The organism is Pseudemcibacter sp. (assembly GCF_965661635.1).
Classification (GTDB): Bacteria; Pseudomonadota; Alphaproteobacteria; order Sphingomonadales; family Emcibacteraceae; genus Pseudemcibacter.
This window is the reverse complement of the sequence record NZ_CBFIEP010000145.1, coordinates 50,947-77,768: the sequence shown is the minus strand read 5'-3', so window position 1 is coordinate 77,768 and position 26,822 is coordinate 50,947. Positions and strand designations below refer to the sequence as shown.

Here is a 26,822-nt window from a genome sequence, read left to right as displayed (position 1 = left end):
CAAATGCTTTTTGGTCTCGATTGGCTAGTGCTGTTTCGAATGAATCTTCAGGTGTTACTTCTACTTCCTCCTCTTTGACAACCACATTATTAGGAATAGCTGCGGTCACGGCACTTGCTGAAGTTCCATCCGTATTGATAGACATACCTTCTAGAATGTCGCCCGCACCGGATGTTGAATTTGTACTGGCAACTGTTGGCGTAAAATAATCTGATAACCCTTCTTTTTGTTCTTTAGAGGTGGAGTTAATTAACCATATTAGAAGAAAGAAGGCCATCATCGCCGTCACAAAATCAGCATAAGCCACTTTCCAAGCGCCGCCATGGCCGCCACCGGAAACTTTTTTAATTCGCTTAATAATTATCGGGCGTTGTAGATTTTCTTCAGACATTTAAAGCCTATAAAATTAATAATATTATTTATAATTGGCTATAATGACGTCTGATGGTTAATTAATTATTATCAAAGCATAAATTTATTAATTTTACATATCAATATTAGGATTTACGGTCACAACAAAGCCTTCAGAGCGTAATTCTTCAAGTATATCTTCGAAATGTTGCGAATCGCGAGTTTCCAAAGTGATATTAGAATATGTTTCCTTGGCAGGTAATTCTGTAAATAGGCGGTGATGTGACACATCAATAATATTTCCACCTTTATTACCGATAATAGATGATATAATCGAAAGCGCGCCTGGGATATCAGGAAGTTCAATTTTTAATCTGGTTATTCTACCGTCCCTCACCAAACTTCTCATTAATATCGAAGCGAGTAGACGAGTATCGATATTACCGCCGCTGACGATAAGAGCCACTTTTTTACCTTTGAAAACTTCTGGATAACGTATGACGGCGGCCAGTGGACATGCTCCGGCACCTTCACAAACTGTTTTTTCGATCGTTAACAGCAATCCGAGTGCTTTTTCAATTTCCTCTTCACTTACGAGTAAAACATCGTCTACATATTTTTTGCAGACCTCGAGGGTCTTTTCTCCAATGTTCTTTACGGCAATACCTTCTGCCAAAGTTGAACCTTGTGGAACATATTCTTCATCATTCATAGCGCGGTATAGAGAAGGGAACCTCTCAGACTGTACACCTATGACTTTAATTTTGGAATTAATGGATTTAATTGCCGTTGCTATCCCTGCAATAAGTCCGCCACCACCAACAGGCACTAAAACAACATCAACGTCTGATACATCTTCTAATAATTCTAGGCCAATTGTACCCTGTCCAGCCATTACATGATAATCATCAAAAGGATGAACGACTGTTAGATTTTGTTCTTCAGCCATTTTCATTGCTTCTTCGGCCGTTTCATCAAAGCGTTCACCGACTTGCACAACTTTTGCACCTAATTCTTCTGTGTTACTGACTTTTACAAATGGTGTGCCTAACGGCATGGCAATAGTTGTGGGGATACCCAAACGACTACCATGAAAAGCCACTCCTTGTGCATGATTGCCTGCGCTCGCTGCGATGACGCCGCGTTTTTTCTGCTCATCTGTAAGGTTCATAAGTTTATTAAGTGCTCCTCTTTCTTTAAAGGAAGAGGTGAACTGCGCATTTTCATTCTTTATATATATTTCTGCGCCCGTAATTTTAGAGAGCGTAATGGCATATGTCGTTGGTGTATGTTTAATTGAGCCACCAAATGCATCTAATGCACTTTTAATGTCTTCGACGGATAATTGGTTTATTTGATCGTTCATAATCGGTCTGCCGCTATGATTTTTGCTAAAATAAATGCTTCATATATTGGGTTGTGCCCTAAAAGTCCAAAAAATATTTATAGATAAAATTTTATTTTTTTCTCCGCATTAAAACTTGCTTAAGAAAATTTAACTATAAGTATGGTTAATTTAAAAGATATAAGGGTCTAGATACATGCTAGTTATACTTGGAATTGTCGTAACCATGGGAATGGTTTTTGGCGGATTTATCAGCCACGGTGGAAATATGGGGGTTATTATTGGTGCCTTGCCAACCGAAGCGATGGTGATTGGTGGTGCTGCTATTGGCTCATTTATTACGGGTAATGGTGGCGCAATAATGAAAAAAGCTGGTTCTGGGCTTGGGAAAGTTGTTAAGGGGCCTGCTTGGAAGAAAGATGATTATAAAGATGTCCTTTGTCTTTTATTTATGATCTCTAAGTTAATAAAAACAAAAGGTGTAATTGCCCTTGAAGCACATATTGAGAACCCTCATGAGAGTAAAATTTTTAATCATGTAGGAAGAGTTAAAGATGATCATCATATTACTGACTTTATATGTGACTATTTCCGTATGACCACTATGAACTTTGATGACCCTCACCAAATGGAAGATGTTATGCTAAAAGATTTAGAAAAACATCACCATGAAGAAAGTGAAGGCGCACATGCGCTTTCTGTCGTCGGAGATGCTTTCCCGGCACTTGGAATTGTTGCTGCGCTGCTCGGCGTTATTAATACTATGTCATCAATCGATCAGCCTGTTGAAATCCTTGGCGCTTTGATCGCGGGTGCACTGGTTGGAACTTTCTTAGGTATTTTGATTTCATACACCGTTGCTGCGCCTATTGCAGGACGATTACAGCAAATAGTTGATGAAGAAGGTCATATTTATGGGGTAATGAAAGATTTTATAATCGCCCATTTACATGGTAGTGCACCGCAAATCGCTTCTGAAATAGCAAGAAAAGCTGTGCCACATGACTTCCAACCAACGTTTTATGAATTAGATGAGGTTCTGCAAGAGATACCCAACGATGTATTCGCGTAATTTTTTTGAGTAATAAGTATGAGTAAAACTGCATTTTGCCCGTCCTTAGGACGGGCATTTTTTTATCCATTTAGTTTTTTTGCGACTTCAGGTGCAAAATATGTCCAAATACCGGATGCGCCAGCTCTTTTAAATGCCATTAGGCTCTCCATCATGCTTTTTTCAAGATCAAGCCAACCATTTGCAGCCGCAGCTTGAATCATAGAATATTCGCCACTTACTTGATATGCAAAAGTTGGGAAATTTAATTCTTTGGTTACTCGTTCAATAATATCAAGGTAAGGCATTCCAGGCTTGACGATAATGCTATCCGCACCCTCATCAATATCCATAATAACTTCACGCATGGCTTCATCTGTATTAGCCGGATCCATTTGATAGGTTTCTTTTCCGCCTTTTAAACTATTAGATGAACCGACAGCATCACGAAAAGGTCCGAAAAATGCAGATGCATATTTAGCGGCATAAGACATAATGTGAATATTAGGCATGCCTTTTTCTTCAAGCATTTCACGAATAGCCGCCACACGACCATCCATCATATCAGAAGGTGCAAGTATGTCGCATCCTGCACTAACCTGTACATGCGCTTGATTAACCAGGGCTTCTAACGTTAAATCATTATCTACATAACCGTCTTTAATTAATCCATCTTGTCCATGATTTGTATATGGATCAAGTGCAACATCGCAAATGACACCAATTTCAGGAACTTGCGACTTTATAGCGCGCACAGTCCTGCAAATTAAATTTTCTGGATTAACACCTTCATATCCTTCATCGGATTTTAGTTCAGCTGGTGTTTGTGGAAAAATTGCAATTGCCGGAATACCGAGTTCATATGCCTTTGCGGCTTGTTCCACAATAAGATCTATTGTCCATCGCTTTACATTTGGCATTGAAGGTATATCAACCGATGCATTATTTCCTTCTTGTACAAATAGTGGCCAAATAAGATCCTTAACGGTCAAAGAGTTTTCGCGGACCATGTCCCTAGTCCACTCGTTTTGTCTTAGGCGTCTAGGACGGCTATTGGGGTAAGATCCTGCGATCATGATAAGCTCCTGAAACTTTTTTCAGTTTTTTTATTCAATTTAATCGATTGTAAACAAATTTTTAACAGCTTGTTAGGTATGTTGTTATATAACCTAGCATAATAAAGCAAAATATTTTTATAGACAGGAATGCAAGAATGTCATTAACACATCATAGCAGTAATTTAATTGGCGGCCATGAAACACAAGAATCAAGAACACGCCATAACTTTCTTGAATGTCTTCGATTAATTGAAAAACTTCACAGAAGAATGTTGGATATCGTTAAGCATCGTCTTGATTCTAAAGGCTTAAGTGATATTAATTCTGTGCAGGCTTTGTTGCTTTATAATATCGGGGATCATGAAATAACAGCCGGTGACCTTAGAAATAGAGGTTATTATCTAGGTTCAAACGTTTCTTATAATCTCAAGAAGCTAGTAGAAGCCGGATACATTCGACAAGAGCGTTCGGAGCATGATCGACGTGCACTGCGAATCTGGCTAAGTGATAGTGGAAAATCTGTTTGTAACCTTGTTGGCGAACTATTCGACGAAAACTTAGATATGGTTAAAGATCAGAAACTATTCACAGATCAGGGGGTTAATGAACTTCGTGATCGTCTACGTTCACTTGAAAGTTTTTGGACAGATATGCTCCGGTTTGCAGAATAAGAAATATTTCACACATTAAATTTTTTCTTTTGTGATCACTTTTCAAATAATATAGAGTCAAAACCTTTCTGATAAAGCAGAATTCGCTTCCTTTGTTCGTTAATTTAAGGTAGGACAATGGCAAATTGAATCGTGTGGAATTTTGTAATGGATTATGACCGTATTTTTTCGGATGCTATAACGGCCATCAAAGATGAGGGACGTTATCGTGTTTTTATGGACATTGAGCGTAAGAAGGGTGAATTCCCTAGCGCGACATGGCATTCTGAAAATGGTGAAAAAGATATTGTTGTCTGGTGTAGTAATGACTATTTAGGAATGGGCCAACATCCTGACGTAATTGCAGCTATGAAAGATGCAATTGATAAAGTTGGTGCAGGCTCAGGCGGCACAAGAAATATCAGCGGTACTCATCATTATCATGTCATGCTTGAAGAAGAGTTAGCCAGCCTTCACAAAAAGGAAGCCGCGCTTCTTTTTACTTCAGGCTATATTTCAAATGAAACATCCATTTCTACAATTGCAAAAATGTTACCTAACTGCATTATTTATTCAGATGAATTAAATCATTCGTCAATGATCAACGGTGTATTAAACGGTAAATGTGAAAAAAGAATTTTCATGCATAATGATGCGAAGCATTTAGAAGAATTACTTAGGGCCGATGATCCGAAGGCAGCTAAAATAATACTTTTCGAATCTGTTTATTCAATGGACGGAGATTTTGCACCTATTAAAAAATTCTGTGATCTAGCAGATAAATATAACTGCATGACATATATGGATGAAGTACATGCAGTTGGTATGTATGGGCCACACGGTGGCGGTGTCGCAGAAGAACGTGGCCTTATGGACCGTATTGATGTCATCGAGGGTACGCTTGGTAAGGCATATGGTATGATGGGCGGTTATATTACCGCAAGCAAAGATATCGTCGACAGTGTGAGAAGTTTCGCCCCAGGCTTTATTTTCACGACCTCTTTATCACCAGCAATTACGGCTGGTGCATTAGCCAGTGTTCGCCATCTTAAAAATTCCCAAGTGGAGCGTGACCGTCATCAGGAACGCGCGGCAACATTAAAGCATATGATGCGGGATAAAAAATTACCGGTTATGCCGTCTTTAAGTCATATTGTGCCGCTTTTGGTTGGTGATCCCGTAATTTGTAAGCAAGCATCTGATATGCTTCTTGAAGAATACGGTATTTACGTACAACCCATTAATTATCCTACGGTTCCTCGTGGTACGGAGCGTCTGCGGTTTGCGCCAAACCCACTTCATGACGATGAAATGATGGAGCATCTTGTGAATTCATTACAAGAAGTTTGGCAAAAATTGGATATCCATAAATATTCAAGTGCGGCTTAATTCAATTTAAATAGGAAAGGTAATGAATAAAGATAACGGTTTTATCATTGAATTCATTGCCATGGGTAACTCTGTCAAAGTGACATGTATTGACCCGCGTACGGGACGCGAAGTTTCAACGATTGGTCCCGCAAATGCCCCAAGATCACAGCTCAGCAACGCTGCTGTTCGTAAAATGCAGTATGTGATTAATAAAGAACAAAGCTGATTATTTCACAATTTATTTAAATCTACTACCTCATCAAACATTTGCAATGTCTGTTGATTTAAAACTTTACCAATGATTTGCATAAATACGATACTTGCTAAACCGCCATCATTTTCGATACTTCCATTCATATTGAGAACGATAGATAAATCTTGATCAGGAATATAAAAATAGCGCGTATGCGTATATAAATCCCCCGTGTTATGAATTGCATTTTGGTTTTGAAAAATTCCATGTGCGAAACCGTAACCCCTATCAATTTTAGTGCCGTCATTTAAATATTTAGGGGCTAATGCCATTTCAAACATTTTTTTTGATAAAATGGTACCGTTTGAAAGTGCGCGATGCCATTTGATGAGATCATTTGCAGTACTTACAATATCACCAGTACCAGAAGCCTGTGAATCATGAAAATCAAATTTTCTTATTGTAGAAATATCATTATTTTCATTGTAACCTGTAACGCGTTCTACATTAATATTACTATCGGTTAGAAAATGGCTATCTTTCATTTTTGCGGGCATAAATAAATTATTTCGAATATAGCTTTTTAAGTTTTGCTCACTAACGCGCTCTACTATTACTGATAATACGAAATAGGCGGTATTACCATATTCATATTTTTCACCTGGTTCGAATTGAGATTTCATATTTCGCAACCAATTTAATGTCTTTTCTTTATTTTGGGGAGATATGCCATCAAATTCTTCTGATTGCATAACATCTGGAAGCCCATGTGTATGGGTCAATAAATGATGAATTGTAATGTTCTTACCATTTGGTAAGCCTTTAATATAAATTTCAAGCGTGTCTTCTAATTTAATTTTACCAGCCTCTACCAGTTGAAGTATAGACATAGCTGTGAATTCTTTACTGATTGAGGCAATATCAAAAAGCTGTTGAAAATTCCTCACAACACTCGCTTCAATGTTGGCTAAACCCTTTGAATATTAAAAATTTAATTGACCTTTTTTCCATATAGTTAGTGAAGCACCAGCTCGATCATCGCTGAAATATGTATCTAACAAAGGAACTAAGTCTTTTTGATAATTACCCGCATTTTGACGTTCTGGCGAATAATCACCTTTATAACGAGTTCTGGGTTTTATACATTTTATAGCGGTTAGCGCAGATAAGCCGTCATCCATTAAGATGTTAAACTGAATTAAATCTTGGCCGGATACCTGAAATAACTGTTTTTTCTTATCTGTTATGAATACGACATTTGTAAATTGGTCATTTTTGCATTCAACCATTAAAGTGTCGGGCGAAACATTTGGTGAAATTCGCCAATCTCTTTGCATTTCGTCAATTTTTATTTTTATATCATAAGTACTTGAAGGAATACTGAGTGTTGATCTCGATATCTTTACTTCAGATTGTGCATATCCATATGCAATTGAACATAAAAAAACTATAACATTGCTAAAAATAAGTTTCATACTAAGGCCCAATATCATCATATTTATTATAAATTCTAATTAAGCCTAGTTCACTGTTTATAGAAAACTGTTTGCGATGAAGTAACCTATTAATGAGATATGGTGCGCAATTAAAAATGTGATCAAAAAATAAAAGAATTATACATAAATTGTTTTTCCGCTAGACTATTTAGAAAAGGGAGAGTGTACATGAATGAGGGGTCAAAAAAATTACTTGGGTTTTGGGATTTGATGGGAATTTCACTCGGTCAAATCATTGGTACTGGTGTTGTTATTCTTACTGGAATTAGTATTGGAATGACAGGCTACGGCGCACCGTGGGCGTTTGTGCTTGCTTTACTGATTGTTGCAATTCCAACCATTTCAATTGCGGCACTTGGGTCTGCCATACCAAACACGGGTGGTAATTATACATATGTACGTGACCTTCTTGGGCCAAGAACATCCTTTTTCTATTTATCTTTATTAATTGCAGGGCAGGTGATTCTAGCAAGTTTCGCGATAGGTTTTTCGGAATATGCTGCTGAACTTTTTCCAGATATTAATCTTACGCTTGTTGCTGCAGCTATAATGGTGCTTTGTTATTTAGCTAATCTAATGGGAATAAAAACAGCAGCGCGCTTTCAAAGCATTATGGTTCTTGTTCTTGTGATCTCATTAATAATTTATATCATTTCGGGCTTTGGCCATATCGATGATTACGCGCCATATACGGATCCTAAACAAATTATGCCAAATGGATTTGGTGGTTTCTTTGCAGCGGCATTCTTGCTGCGTTTAAGTTTAATTGGTTCTGAATTTGTGTCTGAATTCGGTGGTGAAATGGAAAACCCAGGAAAATTAATTCCACTTGTTATGGGAATTTCATTGCTTGTTGTGATTATTCTTTATATCGGTCTGGCAATTGTGGCATCGGGTGTTTTACCACTTGAAGAAATACAAGGCGCAAATTTAGGTGCAACGGCTAAGGTAGTGTTTTCACCAGCTGTTTATGTAGCCTTTATTGGAGGTGGTGTAATGATTTCATTGGTCACGTCACTTAATGCCATATTTGCATGGTGTACACGCGGACTTTATATGGCAACCGAAGATGGTTGGCTTCCTAGCAGTCTTGCTATTAAAAATAAATATGGAACTCCATACATATATCTAACTTTATTTTTTGTCGTTGGCATTACGCCAATTTTAACTGGGTTGAGCCTCGAATATGTTTCAATTCTTGGTAATGCGGTGGGGGCAATATTTGGACTGTTTCCTGTGGTGGCACTTTATAATTTAAGCAATCGCAATCCAGAAGCCTATAAAAATGCCCCATTTAGGCTTCCCGTATGGGCGACGAAATTATTCCCGATCATTGCCGTTGTGATTTATGGGTATGGTATTTATTCATCCTGGGATTTTATTGGTGATTTGGGTTGGTCATTATTAATTGGTTATGCAGCAGTAATATTAGGTTATATTTACTACCGCGCCCCAAAAGTAAAAGCATGCCAAAAGAATTAGGCCGCTTTTTTTAAGACCGTCAATAATTTTTCTATATCATTCGTGTCATTAAATACTGATGGTGAAATCCGAATGCGATCTGAATAAGTTGAAATTTGAATATTTTCAGAATTCAGTGCAGGTGTAAGCGTTTCTCTTGCATTATCTTTCCAGGCGACAACCAGTGGACCATTGCTGTCTAATGGTGTTCTTAGTTTATATCCGATTTTCGGTAGTTCTTCTTTTAGCATATCTGTCATTATTCTAGAATGAGCATGAATATTACCAACGCCAATATCAAGGATATAAGGCAGTGATTCCTTTAATATAGAAATTCCACTATATGAACGTGTACCAAGAGTAAATAGGCCGGCTGCGTTTTTTGGAAAACCATCATCATTTTGTTCATTGGTTTCGCCGGCACCTGAGAAACCCATGCTACCATACCCGGGTCTTTTAAGTATAGATTGTGCATTTTTACTGGTGTAAACAAACCCTATACCAAAATCACCCATTAGCCATTTGTATGTTGAACATGCCGCAAAATCGAGACCACTTTTCTTTACGTCAATCGGTAATGAGCCTGCGGCTTGAATTATATCAGCATATACGAGCGCTCCATGCTCATGCGCTATATCACATACGGCTTTGATATCATGTTCAAAACCGCTCAACATAGATACCAGGGAAATAGCAATCAATTTAGTATCTGGGCGCATCGCTTTTTTAATGTCCTCGGGAATAATTTTACCGTCGCGAGGCTTAATTCGCGTAATACTTACACCTCTTCGCTCTAACCCTTTATAAAGGGCTTCCGATCCTGGGAAATGAAAATCATCAGTGATAATATGTACTCCTGAACTAGGCAATCCTAGTCCACGGACAATCATCTGCTCAGCCGAAGTGGTGTTTTCGACATAGGCAACTTCACTGACATCAGCATTGATTATTTTTGCAAAATTGATAAGCGGTTCGCTGCTATCGTGTCGTCCACCAGGAGCACTTGGATCAAGCCGTCTTTTTGAAAGTTAGAGTTCGGCTGATCTTGATGAAGCTAAACTGATAGGATGCTGCGAAGCACTATTCAGATAAATAGTATCCATTTTACCAAAGGATGACTTATCAGGGAGTGATGGGGCAGCAAACGCAAAGTTATTCATTAAAGGATAAGCTGCACCTGCCAAGGATATTGTACGCGCCGATTTTAAAACTTTGCGTCTAGATAATGTCATTTATTGTCCCTCAATTATTCTGTTAAAAGTCGAATGACGCCATCGCGTTTATTTAGCATAAATAATTTACCATCCTTAGTATGTGCAAGCCTTACATCTGCGCGGTAAGCTGGATCTTTACCCTGACTTTCATTTTTTGCTTGAATAATGTCCAGTGCAGTTTTGTTTGCGCCATTATCCTTTAATAAAATGCGGCGAATGGCATCTTGTCCACCTTCTGGTACTTGATCGGCGGAAACATAAAATAACTCACCACTAGCGAGCTCAGCAAAAACAATTAAATTTTTAAGCTGCGGGATATCGGTGTCACGGTATACAGCAAGTCCACTAGACGCGACAGAAGACTGAAAAAGAGCATCTTTCTGATCATATTCAATTATCGGGAATATCATATTTTCATCATTTCGCGGATCGCTTACATTAACCCCACTTCTGCTTACATAACGGAAACTTCCTTCCCATTCTTTCCATCCTAAGTTTGCGCCCGCTCTTACTGGGCTGACTTCTTCAACAATATTTTGTCCAATATCGGCTACATACATTTGGCCATTATTTGTATCCCATGCGATACGATTTGGTGAGCGGGTCCCATATACATATATTTCTGGAAGGATGGTCCCATCATTTGCCAAAACGAACGGATTATCTTCTGGGATACCATATTGGCCATTGTTGCTATTTGAACCAAGTGGATTAATGCGCAGAATTTTTCCAAAAAGTGACGTTAAGTTCTGCGACATATTCATCGGATCTCCGCCGCTACCTCCATCACCAATACTAATATATAGCGTTCCAAATTCAGCAGAGCCCGCTTCAGCAAGGGGATTAAATGCAATTTGTCCACCATTATGATTGCCAAAGGGCTGTTCCATTCGAATTAGTTCACGTGGTGAACCGCCATCATATTGCGAAGCGCTGGCATCATTTGCTTTCCATTCAAGTAGTAGTGTGTCATGTGCGTCATTGCCGCCTTCTGGTGTAAAATCGGGATTTGGTCCTGTGTTTGAACTATCAAGTAACGTATAAAAGCGCCCGTAACCGTCCGAACCTGCATTGTTAAAATCTGGATGAAGAGCAAGACCAGTGAAGCCTCTCTCAAGAACGGTCCATCTAAGATCAACATTCCATTTATTATCACTTAAATTCAAATATTCAGTTACATTACCATTTTGACTAACGGTGTATAAAATTCCATGAAGATCATTAACAAAATAACGCTTACCACCCGGCTCTAATTCCAGGTCCATAGCGAGCGCGGCTTCTTCTTCTAGATCGGGAAGAATTGCGAATTCTTCAAACCCAATTGTGATAACATCTTTTTCTGTTTCAATAGGATCTTTAAATGGATTATTTGTCACTTGAGCGTGTAATGACCCTACCATCATTAAGAATAACAAAATTGCCGACTTCAAAGTGGCAAAAACATGGTGATATTCAAAGTGCATTTTAATATTTATTTTTTTCTTATGGTTGGTCATTTTCATTGCCTCAATTCAGAATGATATTTTCGAAATTCACGTTTACAGGATTTATGATTAAATGAGCTTACTTTAATTGACTTTTGGGGTCAAATTCGCAAATTTGAAATTAATGTTTATCAGCCAACGGAAAGCTTAAAAAGAAATCCGTTTTCGACTACCTTTTCTGTTTCATAAAAAAGTCACATATGTTATGAAGCGAATAACTTAAACATGAACGCTTTCATTAAGAGTGAGTGAGCAAAATGCCAAACGAAGTTATAGCTATTGCCTGTGATCATGGCGGGTTCGATTTTAAAGAAATTCTCAAATCTGATTTAGAAAAAATGGGCTATGAAGTTGCCGATCTTGGATGCAATGACAGTTCCTCTGTTGATTATCCAGATTATGCCGATAAATTAGCAGATGCTTTAAAAGTAGGTGTTGCTAAACGCGGTGTTTTGATCTGTGGATCGGGGATCGGTATCAGTATTGCAGCGAACCGACATTTACATGTTCGTGCTGCACTGGTTCATGATGCTTTAACGGCACGACTATGCCGCGAACATAATAATGCCAATGTACTCGTACTAGGTGGGCGTACAACTGGCATTGCGGTTGCGCAAGATTGTTTAAAAGTATTTCTTGATACGGATTTTGAGGGCGATCGCCATCAACGACGTATTGATAAAATGTCATAATATATATTTAATTTTAAAGGTTTAAAGCATATGTCATCGAATATGGAATCGTTTTTTAATGCCTCACTAAGTGAACGTGATCCGGAATTACTGGAAAGCATCGATCTTGAAATGGGGCGCCAACAGCATCACATTGAATTGATTGCGTCTGAAAATATTGTTAGCCGTGCCGTTATGGAAGCTCAAGGCAGCATTATGACCAATAAATATGCTGAAGGATATCCCGGGCGTCGTTATTATGGTGGTTGTGAATATGTTGATATTGCTGAAAGCCTTGCTATTGAGCGCGCAAAGAAGCTCTTTAATTGTGAATTTGCAAATGTTCAACCACATTCTGGCGCACAAGCTAACGGTGCTGTTATGTTGGCATTGACGAAGCCAGGTGATACAATCCTTGGTATGTCACTTGATGCAGGCGGACATTTAACACACGGTGCGCCACCAGCACAAAGCGGTAAATGGTTTAATGCAATTCAATATGGCGTTCGTCGTGATAACCATTTAATGGACTTTGATCAAATCGAAGCTCTTGCAAAAGAACATCAACCGAAAATGATTATCGCAGGTGGATCAGCATACCCACGTGAAATTGATTTTAAAAAGATGCGTGAAATCGCCGATAGCGTTGGTGCTTATTTACTAGTGGATATGGCCCATTTTGCGGGTCTTGTTGCAGCAGGAGCGCATCCAAGCCCACTTGAGCATGCTCATGTTGTGACAACAACAACGCATAAAACATTGCGTGGCCCACGTGGCGGTATGATTTTGACCAATGATCTTGATTTAGGTAAGAAATTTAACAGCGCTGTTTTTCCAGGACTTCAAGGTGGTCCATTAATGCATGTTATTGCTGCAAAAGCCGTCGCATTTGATGAGGCACTACAACCTGAATTTAAACAGTATGCTGCGTCCGTTAAGGAAAACGCCCGTGCACTAGCCAATAGGCTAAAAGAAGGGGGCTGTGATATTGTATCGGGTGGTACTGATACTCATGTGGTACTAGTTGATCTTCGTCCTAAAGGACTAACGGGGCGTGATGCTGATAATTCACTTGGACGCTCAAACATTACTTGTAACAAAAACGGTGTGCCATTTGATCCTGAAAAACCTATGGTAACATCTGGAATTCGTGTTGGAACACCAGCAGGAACAACACGTGGTTTTGGGGTTACTGAATTTGAACAGGTTGGCGATTTTATTCTTGAAATCCTTGACGGGCTTCAAAAAAATCCGGAAGATAATAGTGCAGCGGAAGCAAGTGTGCGTGAAAAAGTGATCGCACTTTGTAATAAATTCCCAATTTACTAATTTTGTTAGGATAAGAATATGCGGTGCCCATTTTGTGTAAATGAAGATACTCAAGTAAAGGACAGTCGTCCTACAGAGGATAATTCTGCTATTAGGCGCCGTCGTTCTTGTGGCGGCTGTGGTGCGCGTTTTACGACATTCGAACGGGTGCAGCTTCGCGAATTAACCGTGTTAAAAACGTCTGGAAAAAAAGTACCATTTGAAAGAGAGAAGATTGAACGATCCGTTCAAATGGCAATTCGCAAACGCCCTGTTGAAGAAGATCAGGTTGAACGGATGGTAAGTGGTATTGTTCGTCAACTCGAAAGTATGGGCGAAAGCGAAATTCCCTCTGAAACAATAGGGAAACTAATTATGGAAGGTTTAGAACACCTAGATAAAGTTGCCTATGTTCGTTTTGCATCCGTATATAAAAAATTCCGAGAAGCAAGTGACTTCGAAGATTTCGTCAGCGAGATAGCTGATCATGACGAAAGCTAATTCTCAATTTTCTAAAGCTGACCATGCCTATATGAAAATGGCATTAGATTTATCAAGGCGTGGCCTTGGTAAAACATCACCTAACCCATCTGTTGGATGTGTTATCGTAAAAAATGATCATATCATTGGACGTGGCTGTACGAGTGATGGTGGCAGACCACATGGTGAAATAAATGCTCTTTCGCAAGCAAAAAATGTAAATGGTGCAACTGTATATGTTACGCTCGAACCATGCGCACATCATGGCAATACACCACCTTGCGCAGAAGCCTTGGTAAGTGCAGGTGTATCTAAAGTTATTGTCGCAACAGGAGATCCTGATTCCAGGGTGAGTGGAAAAGGAGTTGATATTCTTAAAAATTCAGGGATTGCGGTATTAGAAGGTTTGCTAAAAGAGGAAGCTGATTTAATCAATCAAGGGTTTTTGCTAAAAGTAACCGATAAAAGACCATTGATTACAGTGAAAATAGCATCTTCAAATGACGGTAAGATTGCTAAAAATGAAGGTGAGCAAACCTGGGTCACAGGCCCAGAAGCGCGATTAAGGGGGCATTTATACCGCGCCAATCATGATGCGATTTTAGTTGGGATAAATACAGTATTAATCGATGATCCAATGTTAGACTGTCGTATACCCGGATTGTCATCGCAGTCGCCCATTAGGATTGTTTTGGATAGCCAATTAAGAATACTTGAAAATAGTAAAATTTGTGAAACGGCTAAAGATATTGAAACATGGGTTATGACTTTAAATCAAGACAAAGAAAAGATTTTAAGACTTGAGACAAAAGGTATCACCGTTATTAAAGTTGAAGAAAATGACGAAGGTCAAACATCGTTAACGCATATTATGGAAGTTTTAGCGAGGCGAGGGATCACACGAGTTTTAAGTGAAGGCGGAGCAATGGTAAATGCCTCTTTAATTAAAGCAGGATTAGTTGACCGCATAATATGGCTTAAATCTTCAGAATCTATTGGCGCAACTGGTGTAAATGCATTATACGATATTCCCATAACTGAATTAAATCGTTATCTAAACCTAAACCTTTATGATGAAGGCAAAGTAGGTGAAGATATCTGGCAAGAATATATAACGACACATTAGGTTAAAGATGTTTACAGGAATTATAACTGATATTGGCGAAGTGAGCGAAATTACTCAAATGGGTGATACACGAATTGTTATTCGCACATCTTATGATACCTCGACGATTGATTTTGGTGCATCTATTGCCTGTTCAGGTGTTTGTTTAACCGTTGTTGATAAAGGATCAGATTATTTTAGTGTTGATGTTTCTGCTGAAACATTATCCTGTACATCTCTCGGAGATTGGTTGCCCGGAAGTCAAATTAATCTTGAACGTGCCTTAAAAGTTGGCGAAGAATTGGGCGGCCATATTGTCACTGGGCATGTTGATACCGTTGGACAAATTTTAAATATTGAGACGGATGGTGATAGTAAAAAATTTACATTTTCATTACCAACTAAGCTAAAAGCATATGTTGCTTCAAAAGGATCAGTGACCATTAATGGTGCGTCATTAACAGTAAATAATGTTGAAGATAAAAGTGAAAACACAGAATTTTCAATTAACATTATTCCGCATACCCAAGAAAAAACAACATTTGGCGCTGCAAGCATTGGCGACAAAATAAATATTGAGATTGATATTTTAGCACGTTATGTCGCTAGAATGCGTGAAGTTTAAAGAAATTGATTAGAGAGTAAAATGCCGAATAATTTTTTATCTCCCATTGAAGACGTATTGGAAGATGCGAAGAATGGAAGAATGTTCATCCTTGTAGATGATGAAGACCGTGAAAATGAAGGTGATTTAATTATCCCATCTCAAATGGCGACACCTGATGCTATTAATTTTATGGCAACACATGGTCGTGGACTTATCTGTCTGACAATGACTGCTGAGCGCTCAGAAGAACTCGGGCTGGAAATGATGTCACAGAATAATAGAACGCGCCATCATACTGCTTTTACAACATCTATAGAAGCTGCTGAAGGTGTAACCACTGGTATTTCTGCAGCGGATCGCGCTCATACTGTCGCCGTTGCAATTGATCCTACAAAAAGCAAGGACGATATTGTAACACCTGGCCATGTCTTTCCAATTATTGCGCGTCGCGGTGGGGTACTTGTTCGTGCGGGTCATACTGAAGCTGCAGTTGATATTGCGCGTTTAGCGGGGCTAATTCCGTCTGGGGTAATTTGCGAAATCATGAATGATGATGGCACAATGGCTCGTTTACCGGATCTTGTGGAATTTGCAAAAAAACATAATTTAAAGCTCGCAACAATTGCTGATCTCATTGCTTATCGCCGCCGTAATGATAATCTTGTTGAATGTATTGATGAGACAAATGTCGATTCAGAATTTGGCGGTGAGTTTAAAATGCGCGCTTATATGGCAAAAGATGACGGTATTCAGCATTTTACTCTTGTTAAAGGTGATCCGACGAAAGCCAAAAAAGTGCTAGTCCGTATGCACTCCTTTAATATTTTTGAAGACTTACTTGGCCAAAAAGGACCTAGAACGGGTCAGTTTAAAAGGGCGATGGTAGAACTTGGCAAAGAAGAATGCGGTGTTATGGTATTTCTTCGCGAAAACCGTAAGACTTATATTACTGATGAAATTGCTAAAAAAGACCAGAAAGCGCAGAAAAAATCTCCAAACATTAAGAACTATGGCATAGGGGCTCAAATTTTACTTGATTTAGGGGTTAAGGATTTCGTGCTTCTCTCGGATAGTGAGCAAAATGTCGTCGGAATTGAAGGATATGGTTTGAATATTATTGGCCATCAACGTTTTGATAAAAATATTGAATTAAAAGTTGTGGATAAAAAGGATTAGTCGCAATGAAGGTATTAATCGTAGAAGCACGTTTTTATGACGATATTGCTGATGAACTTGCCAAAGGCGCCATTGGAGCATTAGAAGCTGTCGGAGCAGAAGCTGACCGTATTGATGTGCCTGGTGCTCTTGAAATTCCTGCGGCTATTAGGTTTGCTGCTGACGGTAATGATGGTTATGACGGCTTTGTCGCGCTCGGCTGTGTTATTCGCGGTGAAACAAGCCATTATGATTATGTCTGTGGTGAAAGCGCACGTGGATTGCAAGACTTAGCCATTCGCGATCGATTGGCAATCGGCAATGGAATTCTGACAGTAGAAAATCGCGACCAAGCATGGGCACGTTGCTCTGTTGATAAGTACAATAAGGGCGGTGCTGTTTCTGAAGCGGCTGTACGAATGATCGAACTTAAAAAACAATATGGAATTGCTTAAAATGGCTGACACTAAAAAGGCAAAAGGCGGTGCGCGAAGTTCTGCTCGCCTAGCCGCCGTTCAGGCACTTTATCAAATTGAAGCAAACAACTCGCCGGCAAAAATTGTTGTTAAAGAATTTATTGATCACAGAATTAATGAAATAATCGATGATACGCCGCTTGAGAAAGCTGATACGGCTTTTTTTAGTGATATTGTTCTTGGGACCAATGAGCGATTAGAAGAAATTGATGCTTTAATTAAATCCAAACTGGGTGATGATTGGACAATAGAGAGAATAGAATCTGTTGCTAGAGCGGCAGTTCGTGCGGGTATATATGAATTGATAGCAAGGGTTGACGTGCCAACGAGTGTTATAATCAATGAATATATTGATGCCACTAAAGCATTCTTTGATGATGGAACCCCAGCTTTCGTAAATGGAATTTTAGATAAAATAGCGAAAGAAAAACGCAGTTAAAGGTGATTGAACACTGACGACATCCGAATTTGACTTGATTGAAAAATATTTCTCTCCTTTAACAGGAAATGGGGCACCTGCTTTTTCATTGAAGAATGATGCGGCTGTATTTTCACCCAAGTCAGACACAGATTTAGTTTTCACGAAAGATGCATTGGTAGCGGATGTTCATTTCTTTTCAAACGATGATCCTGAATTAATCGCCGAAAGGGCATTGCGTTGTAATTTATCAGACCTTGCTGCAATGGGGGCAGAGCCTTTAGGTTATTTATTAAGTTTAGCGCTTCCAAACAAAGACTTATATATTGAAGCATGGCTATCAAGTTTTTGTAAAGGATTAGAGAATAATCAAAAATTGTTTAAATGGTCGTTATGGGGCGGGGATAGTGTCGCGACTAATGGCCCAATCACGATATCTATAACGGCCATTGGTGAAACTAAAAAAGCAAGTCATTTAACTAGAACGGGTGCAAAAGTAGGCGACGGTATTTATGTGTCCGGCACTCTTGGTGACGCCGCGGCTGCTATTAAAATTATCGAAAATGATCTGGATGTTGCAGGGAGTGATTTTATTCTAAATCGTTTTTATAAACCTTTCCCAAGACTAAAATTAGGTAAAGCGTTAGTGAATATTGCCTCTTCTGCGCTTGATATATCCGATGGATTAATTGGTGATTTATCTCATATATGCAAAAATTCGGGGGTGGGCGCTCACATAAATCAACCCAAGATACCAATTTCTGCTGCTTTCGGTAATCTTTTGGAAACTAAACCAGAGTATAATCATCTTTCGTGGACAGGCGGTGATGATTATGAATTACTTTTCACAGTGCCTCCAGAAAATGAAAAAAGCTTGCTTAATATCCCGAATTGTCAAAGTCATGGCATTACAAAAATAGGTGAAATTATAGCTGAGCAAAGAATAGTTTTATTAGATGAGCGGCAAGCCGAAATAAGAATTGATAATAAAGGTTACCGCCATTTCGAAAATTAGGTAAGCAAATGGCAGAAGAAGAAAAAGAGACAAGTGAAGAAAATAAAAAGCCATCTGGTGGTGGTAAAAAACTTTTAATTGTAGGTCTTTTAGCGGGGTTAATAGTTGGTGGTGGAGGTGCCGCTGGCTTCTTTATAATGCAGTCTGGTGATGAAACTGAGCCTGTTGAAGTGGTAATTGAAGAGAAAGCACCTGAGCTTCCTGATTATCAATATGCAAAAATTGAAAAATTAAACCTACCACTATTTTATAAGGGTCGAGTTCTCAATTATGCAGTAATGAATGTGTCATTAGAAACTATCGGAAATGATGATAAGTTATTGGTTGTAAAAAACGTTATCATTATCAAAGATGCATTGCTTCGTTATTTTAGTGTTAATCCGATAGGACGTGAAGATAACCCAAGAATAGTGGATTTTGATAGGTTATCAGCAAAAATAAAAGAAGTAGCAAACCAAGAAATTGGGCGGGAAATCGTTAACAGGGTAGTGATTAGTGAAAGTAGAAATTTTTAATTTAATTCCCTGCCGTAGGATTTGATCCACCACCACCGAAGCGCCCAACGTTACCAAATAATTCGGCGAAAAAGTTTTCATCTTTACCATGTGTTACTGTTTTTTTGGAAACTGGATCGACGATTTGATTATCTTCTACAGAATATCTTCTAATATCAGAAACATAGTCTTCATTATCAAACGAGATAGCAAGAATGTCCATTTCTGTTACTCTTTCTTTGAAAAAGGCCCATCGCTCCGTTCTTTTGGTATAATAATACCAGTTATTATCATCGAATGTGGGACGCATAGTAGGGTTGCCTAGCATGGTTTGAACTGAAACCTTTGTATCAACATCTACTCGAATAGCATCACTCATTTCTGGGTCGGGGATATAGCCACGGTAGTTTTTAATTGAGGAGCATCCCGCAAGAAGAGTAATTAAAGACATCATAATAATGCTATTTTTGACATTTATCTTCATTTTTTTAAGTTTTCAGTTATAAAAACTGTCCTATACTTAGATTTAATTGCAGAATTAATAGCAAAATGTTAATTCATCTTACAAAGTCTAAGCTTTACATATTAATATAAAGCCTTAATTTTAGCAACAAAATGACATTTGGATTAACAGTAGTCAATCATTTAGTGTATGAATTTTATTTAAGGGTATAATTCTTAACTAAAACCAGTTTATCGAAAGAAATAATGAAAAATGTTTGGGTTTTTATTTAATAAAAAGAAACTGAATAATGCAGCACATAATATATTCAGTATAATCATCGAACATTCCCGCGTAATCGATTTTTACGAAAACTATTCTGTGGAGGATAGTTTAGATGGACGTTTTGATTTAATGTCCGTTCATATGGCGATAGTTTTGGAAAAATTAGATCATCATAAAAATTTTAAAGACGTGCCAGAATTTAAAAGAATTCTACAAGAAATAATGTTTGATAACCTGGATTTAACTTTGAGAGAAATTGGAGTGGGTGATTTGGGTGTGGGAAAAAAAATTAAAGTGATGGCTGAAGCATTCTATGGACGAATGATAGCGTATCAAAATTTATTTTCTAGTGAAAATAAAGATGAAATGTCTAATACATTAAAGCGTAATTTATACCGTGAGAAAACAATAAATGAGGACATATTGAAAAAAATGGTTTCATATATATATCAGCAATATGAATTGATTATAAAGCAAGATATTGAGAAAATCTTAGATGGTCATATTGAGTTTAAATTACCGAGCAATTAAAAATTATGAATGAAGAAAACACAGCTAATGAATTCAGTAGGACTTTTAATCTCGATCTAGTAGAAAAAAAAGCGACTGAGATAATTATCGAAGCGACTTCGGATGAATGCCTTTTACTTGCCGAAAGGTTCTCGATAATTGAAGTTGTGTCGCTGAAGGCTACATGTATCCTTAATCGAAGGAAACAAAAAGAATTAGGCGATTATTTGCTTCGCGTCAAAATGGACGCTGAAGTTATTCAATCGTGTGTTGTGACTTTAAATGAAGTGCACGAATCAATAAACGAAGAATTTTCAATTATTTTTCAAAAAAACGCGCCGCCATCAAAAAACAATAATGATAGTCAAGAAGTTGTTTTTAACATTGATGATGATGATATTGAAATTATCGAAGATAAAGAGGTAGATATTGGCGAATACGTTGCTGAATATTTAGCCCTGTTTATGAATAGCTATCCTCGACAAAATGAGATCAAAGGCGAAGAATTAGGTTATAAAATTCTTAGTGAAGATGAAGCAACAAAGAAATTAGAAAAGAAAAATCCTTTTGCAGTTTTGAAAGAGCTTTAACATAACACTTGAAGATAACTGATATTGCTATATTTTATATGATATCTTTATTGGGCTATATATATTAGATTGAGTTAAGATAATTATAGTAAAATTCAAATTAAGGGTATGCTTTGACGCGTGAACTTGTAATTTCATTGGATGCAATGGGCGGTGACCACGCTCCTGAGATCGTAATCGAGGGGGCGAGTATTGCGCGTGAACGTGTTCCTAGTCTAAAGTTTTTAATATTTGGTGATGAAACTAAAATCGTCCCTTTGCTAACGCGCTTCCCAATTCTCAAAAATTGTTGTGAAGTTTTTCATACAGATAAGGTGATTTCAGCGGATGAACGACCAAGTCAAGCTTTAAGACGAGGAAGAGATTCGAGTATGGGACAGTCCATACAAGCCGTAAAAGATGATAAAGCTTGCGCGGCGGTTCTTGCCGGCAACACTGGCGCTCAAATGGCCCTGGCGAAATTTATTCTTCGTACTATGGAAGGGATCGATAGACCAGCTCTTGCATCACTCATACCGACAAGTAGAGGGGAAAGTGTAATGCTTGACCTCGGCGCGAATGTTGAATGTGATGAAAATAATTTGGTTCAGTTCGCAATTATGGGCGCTGCATTTGCGCGCACAGTATTAGGTGTCGTTAAGCCGACTGTAGCTATACTAAATGTGGGTGTTGAAGAATTAAAAGGTAGCGATGTCATTAAAGAAGCTGATAGAATGCTTCGCGAAGCTAATATCCCAATGGATTATAAAGGTTTCACAGAAGGCCATGGATTAGGTGGTGGTGAAGTTGATGTCGTGGTGACTGATGGTTTTACGGGTAATATTGCGCTTAAAACGGCTGAAGGTACGGCAAAAATGATTGCTAACCTATTAAAACGTAGTCTGATGGAATCTATTCTGTCCAAAATTGGCGCTTTATTTGCCAGTTCTTCATTGCAGTCTTTAAAAAATCATCTTGATCCAAATAATCATAATGGTGCCGTATTTATGGGATTGAATGGTTTGGTTATTAAAAGCCATGGTGGCGCGTCAGCTAAGGGATTTGCTGCTGCAATTGGTGTTGCTGTTGACATGGCAGAAAATGACCTTGCGGGGAAAATTACACGTGATTTAACAAACTTTAAGAATACAATTGAAGAAACCGATGAAGATGAGGCTGACGAAACGGTTATAGAAATGAATATCAAGGAACAAACATAATGACCGCCATTCGTTCGATTATATCGGGCACAGGATCATATTTACCTGAAAATATCCTAACGAACAAAGATTTAGAGAATAAAGTTGATACATCTGATGAATGGATTATCGAGAGAACGGGCATTAAGCAACGCCATATTGCCGCGGATGATCAGGTTACCTCAGATTTAGCAGTAGCCGCTGCATCCAAAGCTTTGGAAAGCGCAAATTTAAATGCTGCAGACATAGACCTTATCGTTGTCGCAACATCGACGGCGGATCAAACCTTTCCTTCAACCGCAACTACTGTTCAACGTAAATTAGGCATAACGAAAGGTGCCGCATTTGATGTGCAGGCAGTCTGTTCCGGTTTCGTTTATGCGTTAACAACTGCGGATAATTTCATCAAGGCTGGGCAAGCAAAACATGTGTTAGTAATCGGTGCTGAAATATTTTCAAGAATATTAGATTGGGAAGATCGAACAACATGTGTTTTGTTTGGTGATGGAGCCGGTGCCATCGTACTTTCTGCAAAAGCAGGTGTAGGCGATAATTCTGATCAAGGAATTCTTGCATCACGCATTCACTCTGATGGTCGCTATAATGATATGCTTTATGTAGACGGTGGAGTTTCTTCGACACAAACGGTTGGACATTTAAGAATGCAAGGAAGAGAAGTTTTCCGTCACGCAGTTGTAAATTTAGCCTCAGTGGTCGGTGAAGTTTTAGAAGATACCAATATGACATCTGACGATATAAATTGGATTGTACCTCATCAAGCCAATAAACGCATATTAGATGGCACTGCTCGCAAGTTAAAAATCTCTCCTGATAAGGTTGTTGTCACGGTCGATAAACATGCGAATACATCGGCTGCTTCTATTCCTTTAGCGCTTGATGAAGCGGTGCGCGATGGCCGAATCACCCAAGATGACATTGTGATTCTAGAGGCAATGGGTGGGGGATTCACGTGGGGTGCTTGTCTTTTAAGGTGGTAAAAGTTTATTTTACCCCCCTTTTTTTACCTTTTTTGCTATTTTGTTACGTAAACTAGTCCTTTAGGAAGTTTGTGCATCCCTTTGATATTGACCGCATAATTCTGCTGCAGTAGGCTAAAGAAAACAAAAGAGGTAGGAAACATGAGTGGAAAAACAGTAACAAGGGCGGATCTGATTGAAGCAGTGTATCAGGAAGTGGGGCTATCCAGAAATGAATCATCAGATTTGGTTGAAACAGTTCTTGATGAAATTGCCTCTACTTTGACCAATGGGGACAATGTTAAAATTTCTTCATTTGGTAGCTTTATTGTTCGCGATAAAGGTGGCCGTATTGGACGTAACCCAAAAACAGGGGAAGAAGTTCCAATTGAACCAAGAAGAGTACTCGTCTTTAGACCTTCACAAGTCTTAAAAGATAGAGTGAGTAATTCATAGAAATTGGAAATTGTTTCTGCTTCTATAGTAGCAACACATGCAGCGCAGAGAGATATTGAGCTAAATGTCAGCCTCAAAACATGCCAAATCACCAAATGCTTTTCGAACTATCAGTGAAGTCGCTGATGGTATCGGTATTCCACAACATGCATTAAGGTTTTGGGAAAGCAAGTTTAGCCAAATTAAACCTATGAAGCGTGGTGGTGGTCGTCGTTATTACCGCCCTGAAGATGTTGAAATAATTGAGGCAATAAGACGGTTACTTCATGATGATGGTTATACCATTAAGGGCGCGCAAAAATTATTAAGAGAACATGGTGTCAAAGCCGTTGTTCATCAGACATATACTAATGCCTCCGCAGAAGATGACAATGCTGCGCCAGACGTTATTGCAGTTGCAAATAGTGACGATGTTTCATTGACGTCTATAAGAGATAATCTTCAAGTTACGAGAGACAATTTAAAGAAGTCTTTGAAAACTTAACCATCATTAGTGCTTAACAATATCATTCCATCCCATATGTGTAATATGTAATGGAGCATCTTCATATCGACCAATTATATTACCCGATATATAATCGAGTTCAGTTTCTTTGATCGGTTCCAATTCTTCGAATTTATCAACGCCATCAAGTGACAATTTTATATTCTCTTTTGCGCATTTCTTAGCGAGTTTGTTTAGCTCAGAGGAATAACCTTTTGTAGATTTTATTTTTTCTGGAATAAAAAGACAAATACCGGATACACCACACCCTTTATAATAGCCGATATCACTCGGAATTTTTTCACTGACTATTGTTACGTTCCTACAAAATTTTTGTAGGCTTGTTGTAATTAAATTCATACGAGCTTCAGGAAAACCTTCTGGAAAACCAATAAGAGAAAAAGTAATATATTTTCTTAAGGGTATGGGGATAGACTGGCAATGAAATAAGAAATTATGGAGCCGTGTAAGATTAAAAAGGGTTTTATAATGTAAGGGGATAGCGAACATAGCCCTAAAGTTATTTTTAAAGAAATCCTGCATCATTTCTATAATTTCATCGAGCATATATTTATCAAGCTCTATCATTGATGCCAGGCAAAAGGGGTTTGGTAAGGAACGGTATCCAATAGGTGACGTGTCAATATTACTTCCTTTTTTCTTTTTATTACTTCTTAGACTAATCATAAAAGTAGAAACGATATTGTTCTTTTTATCCCAAATTGGCTTGTATATTAACTCATATGGTCTTTCTTTTTTTTCATCTATTGGTGATGGAAAAGACTCAAGTTTAGGCTTTGGCGCTTGCTCTATGATATCAGGAGTGGAATTTTTAATACTGGAATAAGCAACATCTTGAAATAGCAATTTACCGTGACGCCGTCCTGTTGCTGTTCTGATAATAACGTTGCAATCGTAGCATTGTCCTAAATATTCAGTTGATAGTTTTTTTAGTATATCTCCGCATAATTGCTGTGCGTCACTTTGAGGGGTATTTGAAAAAACAACTAAATGTTCTGTTTCAGATCTTGAGAATATTACATCTTCGTCATTGGTATTTTGCTTGAGGCGTATCGACAGTTTTTTTAAAATTTCGTCGCGTTTCCCGTACCAGGAAAACCCGAGTTGCTCTTTCAAATACTGAAGGCTTATCAAATGAACTTTTCCAGTTGCAAATAAATCGCTAACAGAAATAATTTTTTCAAAATTCTGGATATCACCATAACGATTAGCACTTCTTCCGATAAAGGAAGAAAATACCGCAATAGTAGATTTGGTAACATTGTCTAACCGTTTAAACATTCTGTTTAATATCCATAATCAAAGAAATTCTAATTATTTAGGATAAAACAGCTATTTTAAATTTGATTTAAGAATTAATTAAAATTGTAATAAATGAAATTCGAATAAAAATTAATGTTGGCCACCATTGGATGCAATAAGTCGATTGATAACATCATCTGAATAATCGAGTAGTTTTCCAAATCCGGTTGCAATTTCTCGTCTGCCGGATTCGTCATATTGATTATTTGCAATAAGCTCAGCTTTGCGTTTTTTCAATGCGTTATATTTTTCCAGGGTGTCGCCCTTATAAATTAAAAATAATGTAAGGCCATTGGTTCTTGAAGGTGAAAAGAGATCGGTCACTAAAAAGTCATTTTCACGATATGCTTTTACCCCGTTACGTTCAGCAATATGATTGACAACGGGTTCCCATTTGGTGGCTTCTTCTTCTGAAAACATTTCGCTAAGTCCGATTTGCTTAACATCCATACTTACCACCTCGGCAAAGGCAGCCACGACGCCCATGTGAAAATGAATGTTCTCTACTGTAAACTCTTCGAGATTTTGTGCTTGTGCGCTTGAGATTGCACCAGCAAAGAAGATAGCAATTAGTTTTTTTAGCATTTTGAAATCCTATATTTTTAATATGTGAGTACTTTATAAATAAAATAGCAAAAGATCAATTGGCCTGTTGCAGGAGCGATGCTCTATGGTTATATTGCGTTCGAATTGATGTCGGAATGTAGCGCAGCATGGTAGCGCGCTTCACTGGGGGTGAAGAGGTCGCAGGTTCAAATCCTGTCATTCCGACCATTCACTAAATACCCAATTCACCTTTTAATTTCTTCGTCAATTTTGCGGCAATGATATCATATGAGTCTTTGATATAATCTTTGATATCTTGGTTGTTCATTGCTTTTTCAGATGTAATTTGTATCCAGTTTCCTTGAGTTAGATAAGGGGCTCTTTGAATGCCATCCAATTCCGTCAAAATCCGAAAATTAAGTTCACTACATTTAAAACTCATAGTGTGCGCGTTATCATCTTGTCCTGAATGTATTGCGAATACTTTACCGCCAATTTTCCATACGCTAGCATCCCCCCATTGTACGACATTGGAGGTTGATTTTAATGACTTACAATAATCGTTGAATTCGTCTCTGGTCATTTTATTACCCCTTGTTGACCCAATTATAAACTATGATACAATTTT

33 protein-coding genes and 1 tRNA gene are annotated in these 26,822 nt (G+C 38.2%); 22 read left to right on the top strand and 12 right to left on the bottom strand.

Annotated elements, in window-relative coordinates:
• Together ACTF6W_RS09735 and ACTF6W_RS09730 are read right to left on the bottom strand one after the other, a co-directional pair.
• On the bottom strand, positions 1 to 391 hold a 391-nt coding region (locus ACTF6W_RS09735; RefSeq protein ID WP_438994344.1), incomplete at its 3' end, for a flagellar motor protein MotB.
• Positions 392 to 484: 93 nt separating this feature from the next.
• Positions 485 to 1,717, bottom strand: a complete 1,233-nt coding sequence (locus ACTF6W_RS09730; protein WP_438994343.1) for a threonine ammonia-lyase — start codon at positions 1,715 to 1,717, stop codon at positions 485 to 487.
• 175 nt (positions 1,718 to 1,892) lie between these two features.
• Between ACTF6W_RS09730 and motA the strand changes: the two genes are divergently transcribed.
• Entirely contained in the window at positions 1,893 to 2,768 is an 876-nt protein-coding gene (motA, locus tag ACTF6W_RS09725; protein ID WP_438994342.1) for a flagellar motor stator protein MotA, read from the top strand.
• Positions 2,769 to 2,830: 62 nt separating this feature from the next.
• On the opposite strand, the gene hemB is transcribed toward motA, so the two are convergent.
• Complete coding sequence (gene hemB, locus ACTF6W_RS09720; protein ID WP_438994341.1) at positions 2,831 to 3,823, bottom strand: porphobilinogen synthase; 993 nt, start codon at positions 3,821 to 3,823, stop codon at positions 2,831 to 2,833.
• Between the two features lie 137 nt (positions 3,824 to 3,960).
• Here hemB and ACTF6W_RS09715 point away from each other — a divergent pair, with 137 nt between their 5' ends.
• The 3 genes from ACTF6W_RS09715 (at position 3,961) to ACTF6W_RS09705 (ending at position 6,052) form a co-directional block, all read left to right on the top strand.
• Positions 3,961 to 4,476 carry a MarR family winged helix-turn-helix transcriptional regulator gene (locus ACTF6W_RS09715; protein ID WP_438994340.1) on the top strand — a complete coding sequence of 172 codons (516 nt, stop codon included), beginning with the start codon at positions 3,961 to 3,963 and terminating at the stop codon, positions 4,474 to 4,476.
• A 147-nt stretch (positions 4,477 to 4,623) separates the two neighbouring features.
• Positions 4,624 to 5,844, top strand: coding sequence for a 5-aminolevulinate synthase (hemA, locus tag ACTF6W_RS09710; RefSeq protein ID WP_438994339.1), 1,221 nt, complete (start codon positions 4,624 to 4,626; stop codon positions 5,842 to 5,844).
• A gap of 22 nt (positions 5,845 to 5,866) precedes the next feature.
• Complete coding sequence (locus tag ACTF6W_RS09705) at positions 5,867 to 6,052, top strand: DUF6898 family protein (protein ID WP_438994338.1); 186 nt, start codon at positions 5,867 to 5,869, stop codon at positions 6,050 to 6,052.
• Positions 6,053 to 6,057: 5 nt separating this feature from the next.
• On the opposite strand, the gene ACTF6W_RS09700 is transcribed toward ACTF6W_RS09705, so the two are convergent.
• Together ACTF6W_RS09700 and ACTF6W_RS09695 are read right to left on the bottom strand one after the other, a co-directional pair.
• Positions 6,058 to 6,981, bottom strand: a complete 924-nt coding sequence (locus ACTF6W_RS09700; protein ID WP_438994347.1) for a serine hydrolase domain-containing protein — start codon at positions 6,979 to 6,981, stop codon at positions 6,058 to 6,060.
• 21 nt (positions 6,982 to 7,002) lie between these two features.
• On the bottom strand, positions 7,003 to 7,494 hold the full coding sequence (locus ACTF6W_RS09695; RefSeq protein ID WP_438994337.1) for a hypothetical protein: 492 nt from the start codon (positions 7,492 to 7,494) through the stop codon (positions 7,003 to 7,005).
• 189 nt (positions 7,495 to 7,683) lie between these two features.
• Between ACTF6W_RS09695 and ACTF6W_RS09690 the strand changes: the two genes are divergently transcribed.
• Complete coding sequence (locus ACTF6W_RS09690) at positions 7,684 to 8,997, top strand: APC family permease (RefSeq protein WP_438994336.1); 1,314 nt, start codon at positions 7,684 to 7,686, stop codon at positions 8,995 to 8,997.
• Here the strand turns inward: ACTF6W_RS09690 and ACTF6W_RS09685 are convergent.
• The 3 genes from ACTF6W_RS09685 to ACTF6W_RS09675 form a co-directional block, all read right to left on the bottom strand.
• Entirely contained in the window at positions 8,994 to 9,923 is a 930-nt protein-coding gene (locus ACTF6W_RS09685; protein WP_438994346.1) for an aminotransferase class V-fold PLP-dependent enzyme, read from the bottom strand. The two genes, ACTF6W_RS09690 and ACTF6W_RS09685, sit on opposite strands and share 4 nt — an antisense overlap.
• An 81-nt stretch (positions 9,924 to 10,004) precedes the next feature.
• Positions 10,005 to 10,208: a hypothetical protein gene (locus ACTF6W_RS09680; protein WP_438994335.1), complete on the bottom strand. Its 204-nt coding sequence runs from the start codon at positions 10,206 to 10,208 to the stop codon at positions 10,005 to 10,007.
• A gap of 14 nt (positions 10,209 to 10,222) precedes the next feature.
• Positions 10,223 to 11,686: a PQQ-dependent sugar dehydrogenase gene (locus ACTF6W_RS09675; RefSeq protein WP_438994334.1), complete on the bottom strand. Its 1,464-nt coding sequence runs from the start codon at positions 11,684 to 11,686 to the stop codon at positions 10,223 to 10,225.
• Positions 11,687 to 11,931: 245 nt separating this feature from the next.
• Here ACTF6W_RS09675 and rpiB point away from each other — a divergent pair, with 245 nt between their 5' ends.
• Genes rpiB through ACTF6W_RS09625 form a run of 10 tightly spaced genes read left to right on the top strand, consistent with a single transcriptional unit; the run spans position 11,932 to position 19,424 of the window.
• A complete protein-coding gene (gene rpiB, locus ACTF6W_RS09670) occupies positions 11,932 to 12,366 on the top strand; it encodes a ribose 5-phosphate isomerase B (RefSeq protein WP_438994333.1) in 435 nt (144 codons plus the stop codon).
• Positions 12,367 to 12,396: 30 nt separating this feature from the next.
• Positions 12,397 to 13,674 carry a serine hydroxymethyltransferase gene (glyA, locus tag ACTF6W_RS09665; protein WP_438994332.1) on the top strand — a complete coding sequence of 426 codons (1,278 nt, stop codon included), beginning with the start codon at positions 12,397 to 12,399 and terminating at the stop codon, positions 13,672 to 13,674.
• A gap of 18 nt (positions 13,675 to 13,692) precedes the next feature.
• A complete protein-coding gene (gene nrdR, locus ACTF6W_RS09660) occupies positions 13,693 to 14,154 on the top strand; it encodes a transcriptional regulator NrdR (protein ID WP_438994331.1) in 462 nt (153 codons plus the stop codon).
• Positions 14,141 to 15,259, top strand: a complete 1,119-nt coding sequence (ribD, locus tag ACTF6W_RS09655; protein WP_438994330.1) for a bifunctional diaminohydroxyphosphoribosylaminopyrimidine deaminase/5-amino-6-(5-phosphoribosylamino)uracil reductase RibD — start codon at positions 14,141 to 14,143, stop codon at positions 15,257 to 15,259. Before nrdR ends, ribD begins: the two co-directional genes overlap by 14 nt.
• Before the next feature lie 7 nt (positions 15,260 to 15,266).
• On the top strand, positions 15,267 to 15,863 hold the full coding sequence (locus tag ACTF6W_RS09650; protein WP_438994329.1) for a riboflavin synthase: 597 nt from the start codon (positions 15,267 to 15,269) through the stop codon (positions 15,861 to 15,863).
• Positions 15,864 to 15,884: 21 nt separating this feature from the next.
• Positions 15,885 to 17,021 carry a 3,4-dihydroxy-2-butanone-4-phosphate synthase gene (gene ribB / locus ACTF6W_RS09645; protein ID WP_438994328.1) on the top strand — a complete coding sequence of 379 codons (1,137 nt, stop codon included), beginning with the start codon at positions 15,885 to 15,887 and terminating at the stop codon, positions 17,019 to 17,021.
• Positions 17,022 to 17,026: 5 nt separating this feature from the next.
• Positions 17,027 to 17,455: a 6,7-dimethyl-8-ribityllumazine synthase gene (locus tag ACTF6W_RS09640; protein WP_438994327.1), complete on the top strand. Its 429-nt coding sequence runs from the start codon at positions 17,027 to 17,029 to the stop codon at positions 17,453 to 17,455.
• A 1-nt stretch (position 17,456) separates the two neighbouring features.
• Positions 17,457 to 17,915, top strand: coding sequence for a transcription antitermination factor NusB (gene nusB, locus ACTF6W_RS09635; RefSeq protein WP_438994326.1), 459 nt, complete (start codon positions 17,457 to 17,459; stop codon positions 17,913 to 17,915).
• Between the two features lie 34 nt (positions 17,916 to 17,949).
• Positions 17,950 to 18,909 (top strand): thiamine-phosphate kinase, encoded by a 960-nt coding sequence (gene thiL / locus ACTF6W_RS09630; RefSeq protein WP_438994325.1) that lies wholly within the window; start codon positions 17,950 to 17,952, stop codon positions 18,907 to 18,909.
• A gap of 8 nt (positions 18,910 to 18,917) precedes the next feature.
• Positions 18,918 to 19,424, top strand: a complete 507-nt coding sequence (locus tag ACTF6W_RS09625; RefSeq protein WP_438994324.1) for a hypothetical protein — start codon at positions 18,918 to 18,920, stop codon at positions 19,422 to 19,424.
• Position 19,425: 1 nt separating this feature from the next.
• Here ACTF6W_RS09625 and ACTF6W_RS09620 read toward each other — a convergent pair whose 3' ends face one another.
• Positions 19,426 to 19,854, bottom strand: coding sequence for an outer membrane protein assembly factor BamE (locus ACTF6W_RS09620; protein WP_438994323.1), 429 nt, complete (start codon positions 19,852 to 19,854; stop codon positions 19,426 to 19,428).
• A gap of 264 nt (positions 19,855 to 20,118) precedes the next feature.
• Here ACTF6W_RS09620 and ACTF6W_RS09615 point away from each other — a divergent pair, with 264 nt between their 5' ends.
• The 6 genes from ACTF6W_RS09615 (at position 20,119) to ACTF6W_RS09590 (ending at position 24,325) form a co-directional block, all read left to right on the top strand.
• Positions 20,119 to 20,661 carry a ubiquinol-cytochrome C chaperone family protein gene (locus tag ACTF6W_RS09615; protein ID WP_438994322.1) on the top strand — a complete coding sequence of 181 codons (543 nt, stop codon included), beginning with the start codon at positions 20,119 to 20,121 and terminating at the stop codon, positions 20,659 to 20,661.
• Positions 20,662 to 20,666: 5 nt separating this feature from the next.
• On the top strand, positions 20,667 to 21,230 hold the full coding sequence (locus tag ACTF6W_RS09610; protein ID WP_438994321.1) for a YceD family protein: 564 nt from the start codon (positions 20,667 to 20,669) through the stop codon (positions 21,228 to 21,230).
• A 113-nt stretch (positions 21,231 to 21,343) separates the two neighbouring features.
• Positions 21,344 to 22,429, top strand: a complete 1,086-nt coding sequence (gene plsX / locus ACTF6W_RS09605; RefSeq protein WP_438994320.1) for a phosphate acyltransferase PlsX — start codon at positions 21,344 to 21,346, stop codon at positions 22,427 to 22,429.
• Positions 22,429 to 23,406, top strand: coding sequence for a beta-ketoacyl-ACP synthase III (locus ACTF6W_RS09600; RefSeq protein ID WP_438994319.1), 978 nt, complete (start codon positions 22,429 to 22,431; stop codon positions 23,404 to 23,406). The genes plsX and ACTF6W_RS09600 overlap by 1 nt, the downstream gene beginning before the upstream one ends.
• Positions 23,407 to 23,547: 141 nt before the next feature.
• On the top strand, positions 23,548 to 23,841 hold the full coding sequence (locus ACTF6W_RS09595) for an integration host factor subunit alpha (RefSeq protein WP_438994318.1): 294 nt from the start codon (positions 23,548 to 23,550) through the stop codon (positions 23,839 to 23,841).
• A 64-nt stretch (positions 23,842 to 23,905) separates the two neighbouring features.
• A complete protein-coding gene (locus ACTF6W_RS09590) occupies positions 23,906 to 24,325 on the top strand; it encodes a MerR family transcriptional regulator (RefSeq protein WP_438994317.1) in 420 nt (139 codons plus the stop codon).
• A 6-nt stretch (positions 24,326 to 24,331) separates the two neighbouring features.
• On the opposite strand, the gene ACTF6W_RS09585 is transcribed toward ACTF6W_RS09590, so the two are convergent.
• Positions 24,332 to 25,627: a hypothetical protein gene (locus tag ACTF6W_RS09585; RefSeq protein WP_438994316.1), complete on the bottom strand. Its 1,296-nt coding sequence runs from the start codon at positions 25,625 to 25,627 to the stop codon at positions 24,332 to 24,334.
• A 111-nt stretch (positions 25,628 to 25,738) separates the two neighbouring features.
• Complete coding sequence (locus ACTF6W_RS09580) at positions 25,739 to 26,233, bottom strand: hypothetical protein (RefSeq protein WP_438994315.1); 495 nt, start codon at positions 26,231 to 26,233, stop codon at positions 25,739 to 25,741.
• Positions 26,234 to 26,345: 112 nt separating this feature from the next.
• On the opposite strand from ACTF6W_RS09580, the gene ACTF6W_RS09575 reads away from it, so the two are divergent.
• Positions 26,346 to 26,422, top strand: a tRNA-Pro gene (locus ACTF6W_RS09575).
• Between the two features lie 4 nt (positions 26,423 to 26,426).
• Here ACTF6W_RS09575 and ACTF6W_RS09570 read toward each other — a convergent pair.
• Positions 26,427 to 26,777: an MmcQ/YjbR family DNA-binding protein gene (locus ACTF6W_RS09570; RefSeq protein WP_438994314.1), complete on the bottom strand. Its 351-nt coding sequence runs from the start codon at positions 26,775 to 26,777 to the stop codon at positions 26,427 to 26,429.
• Positions 26,778 to 26,822: the final 45 nt, after the last annotated feature.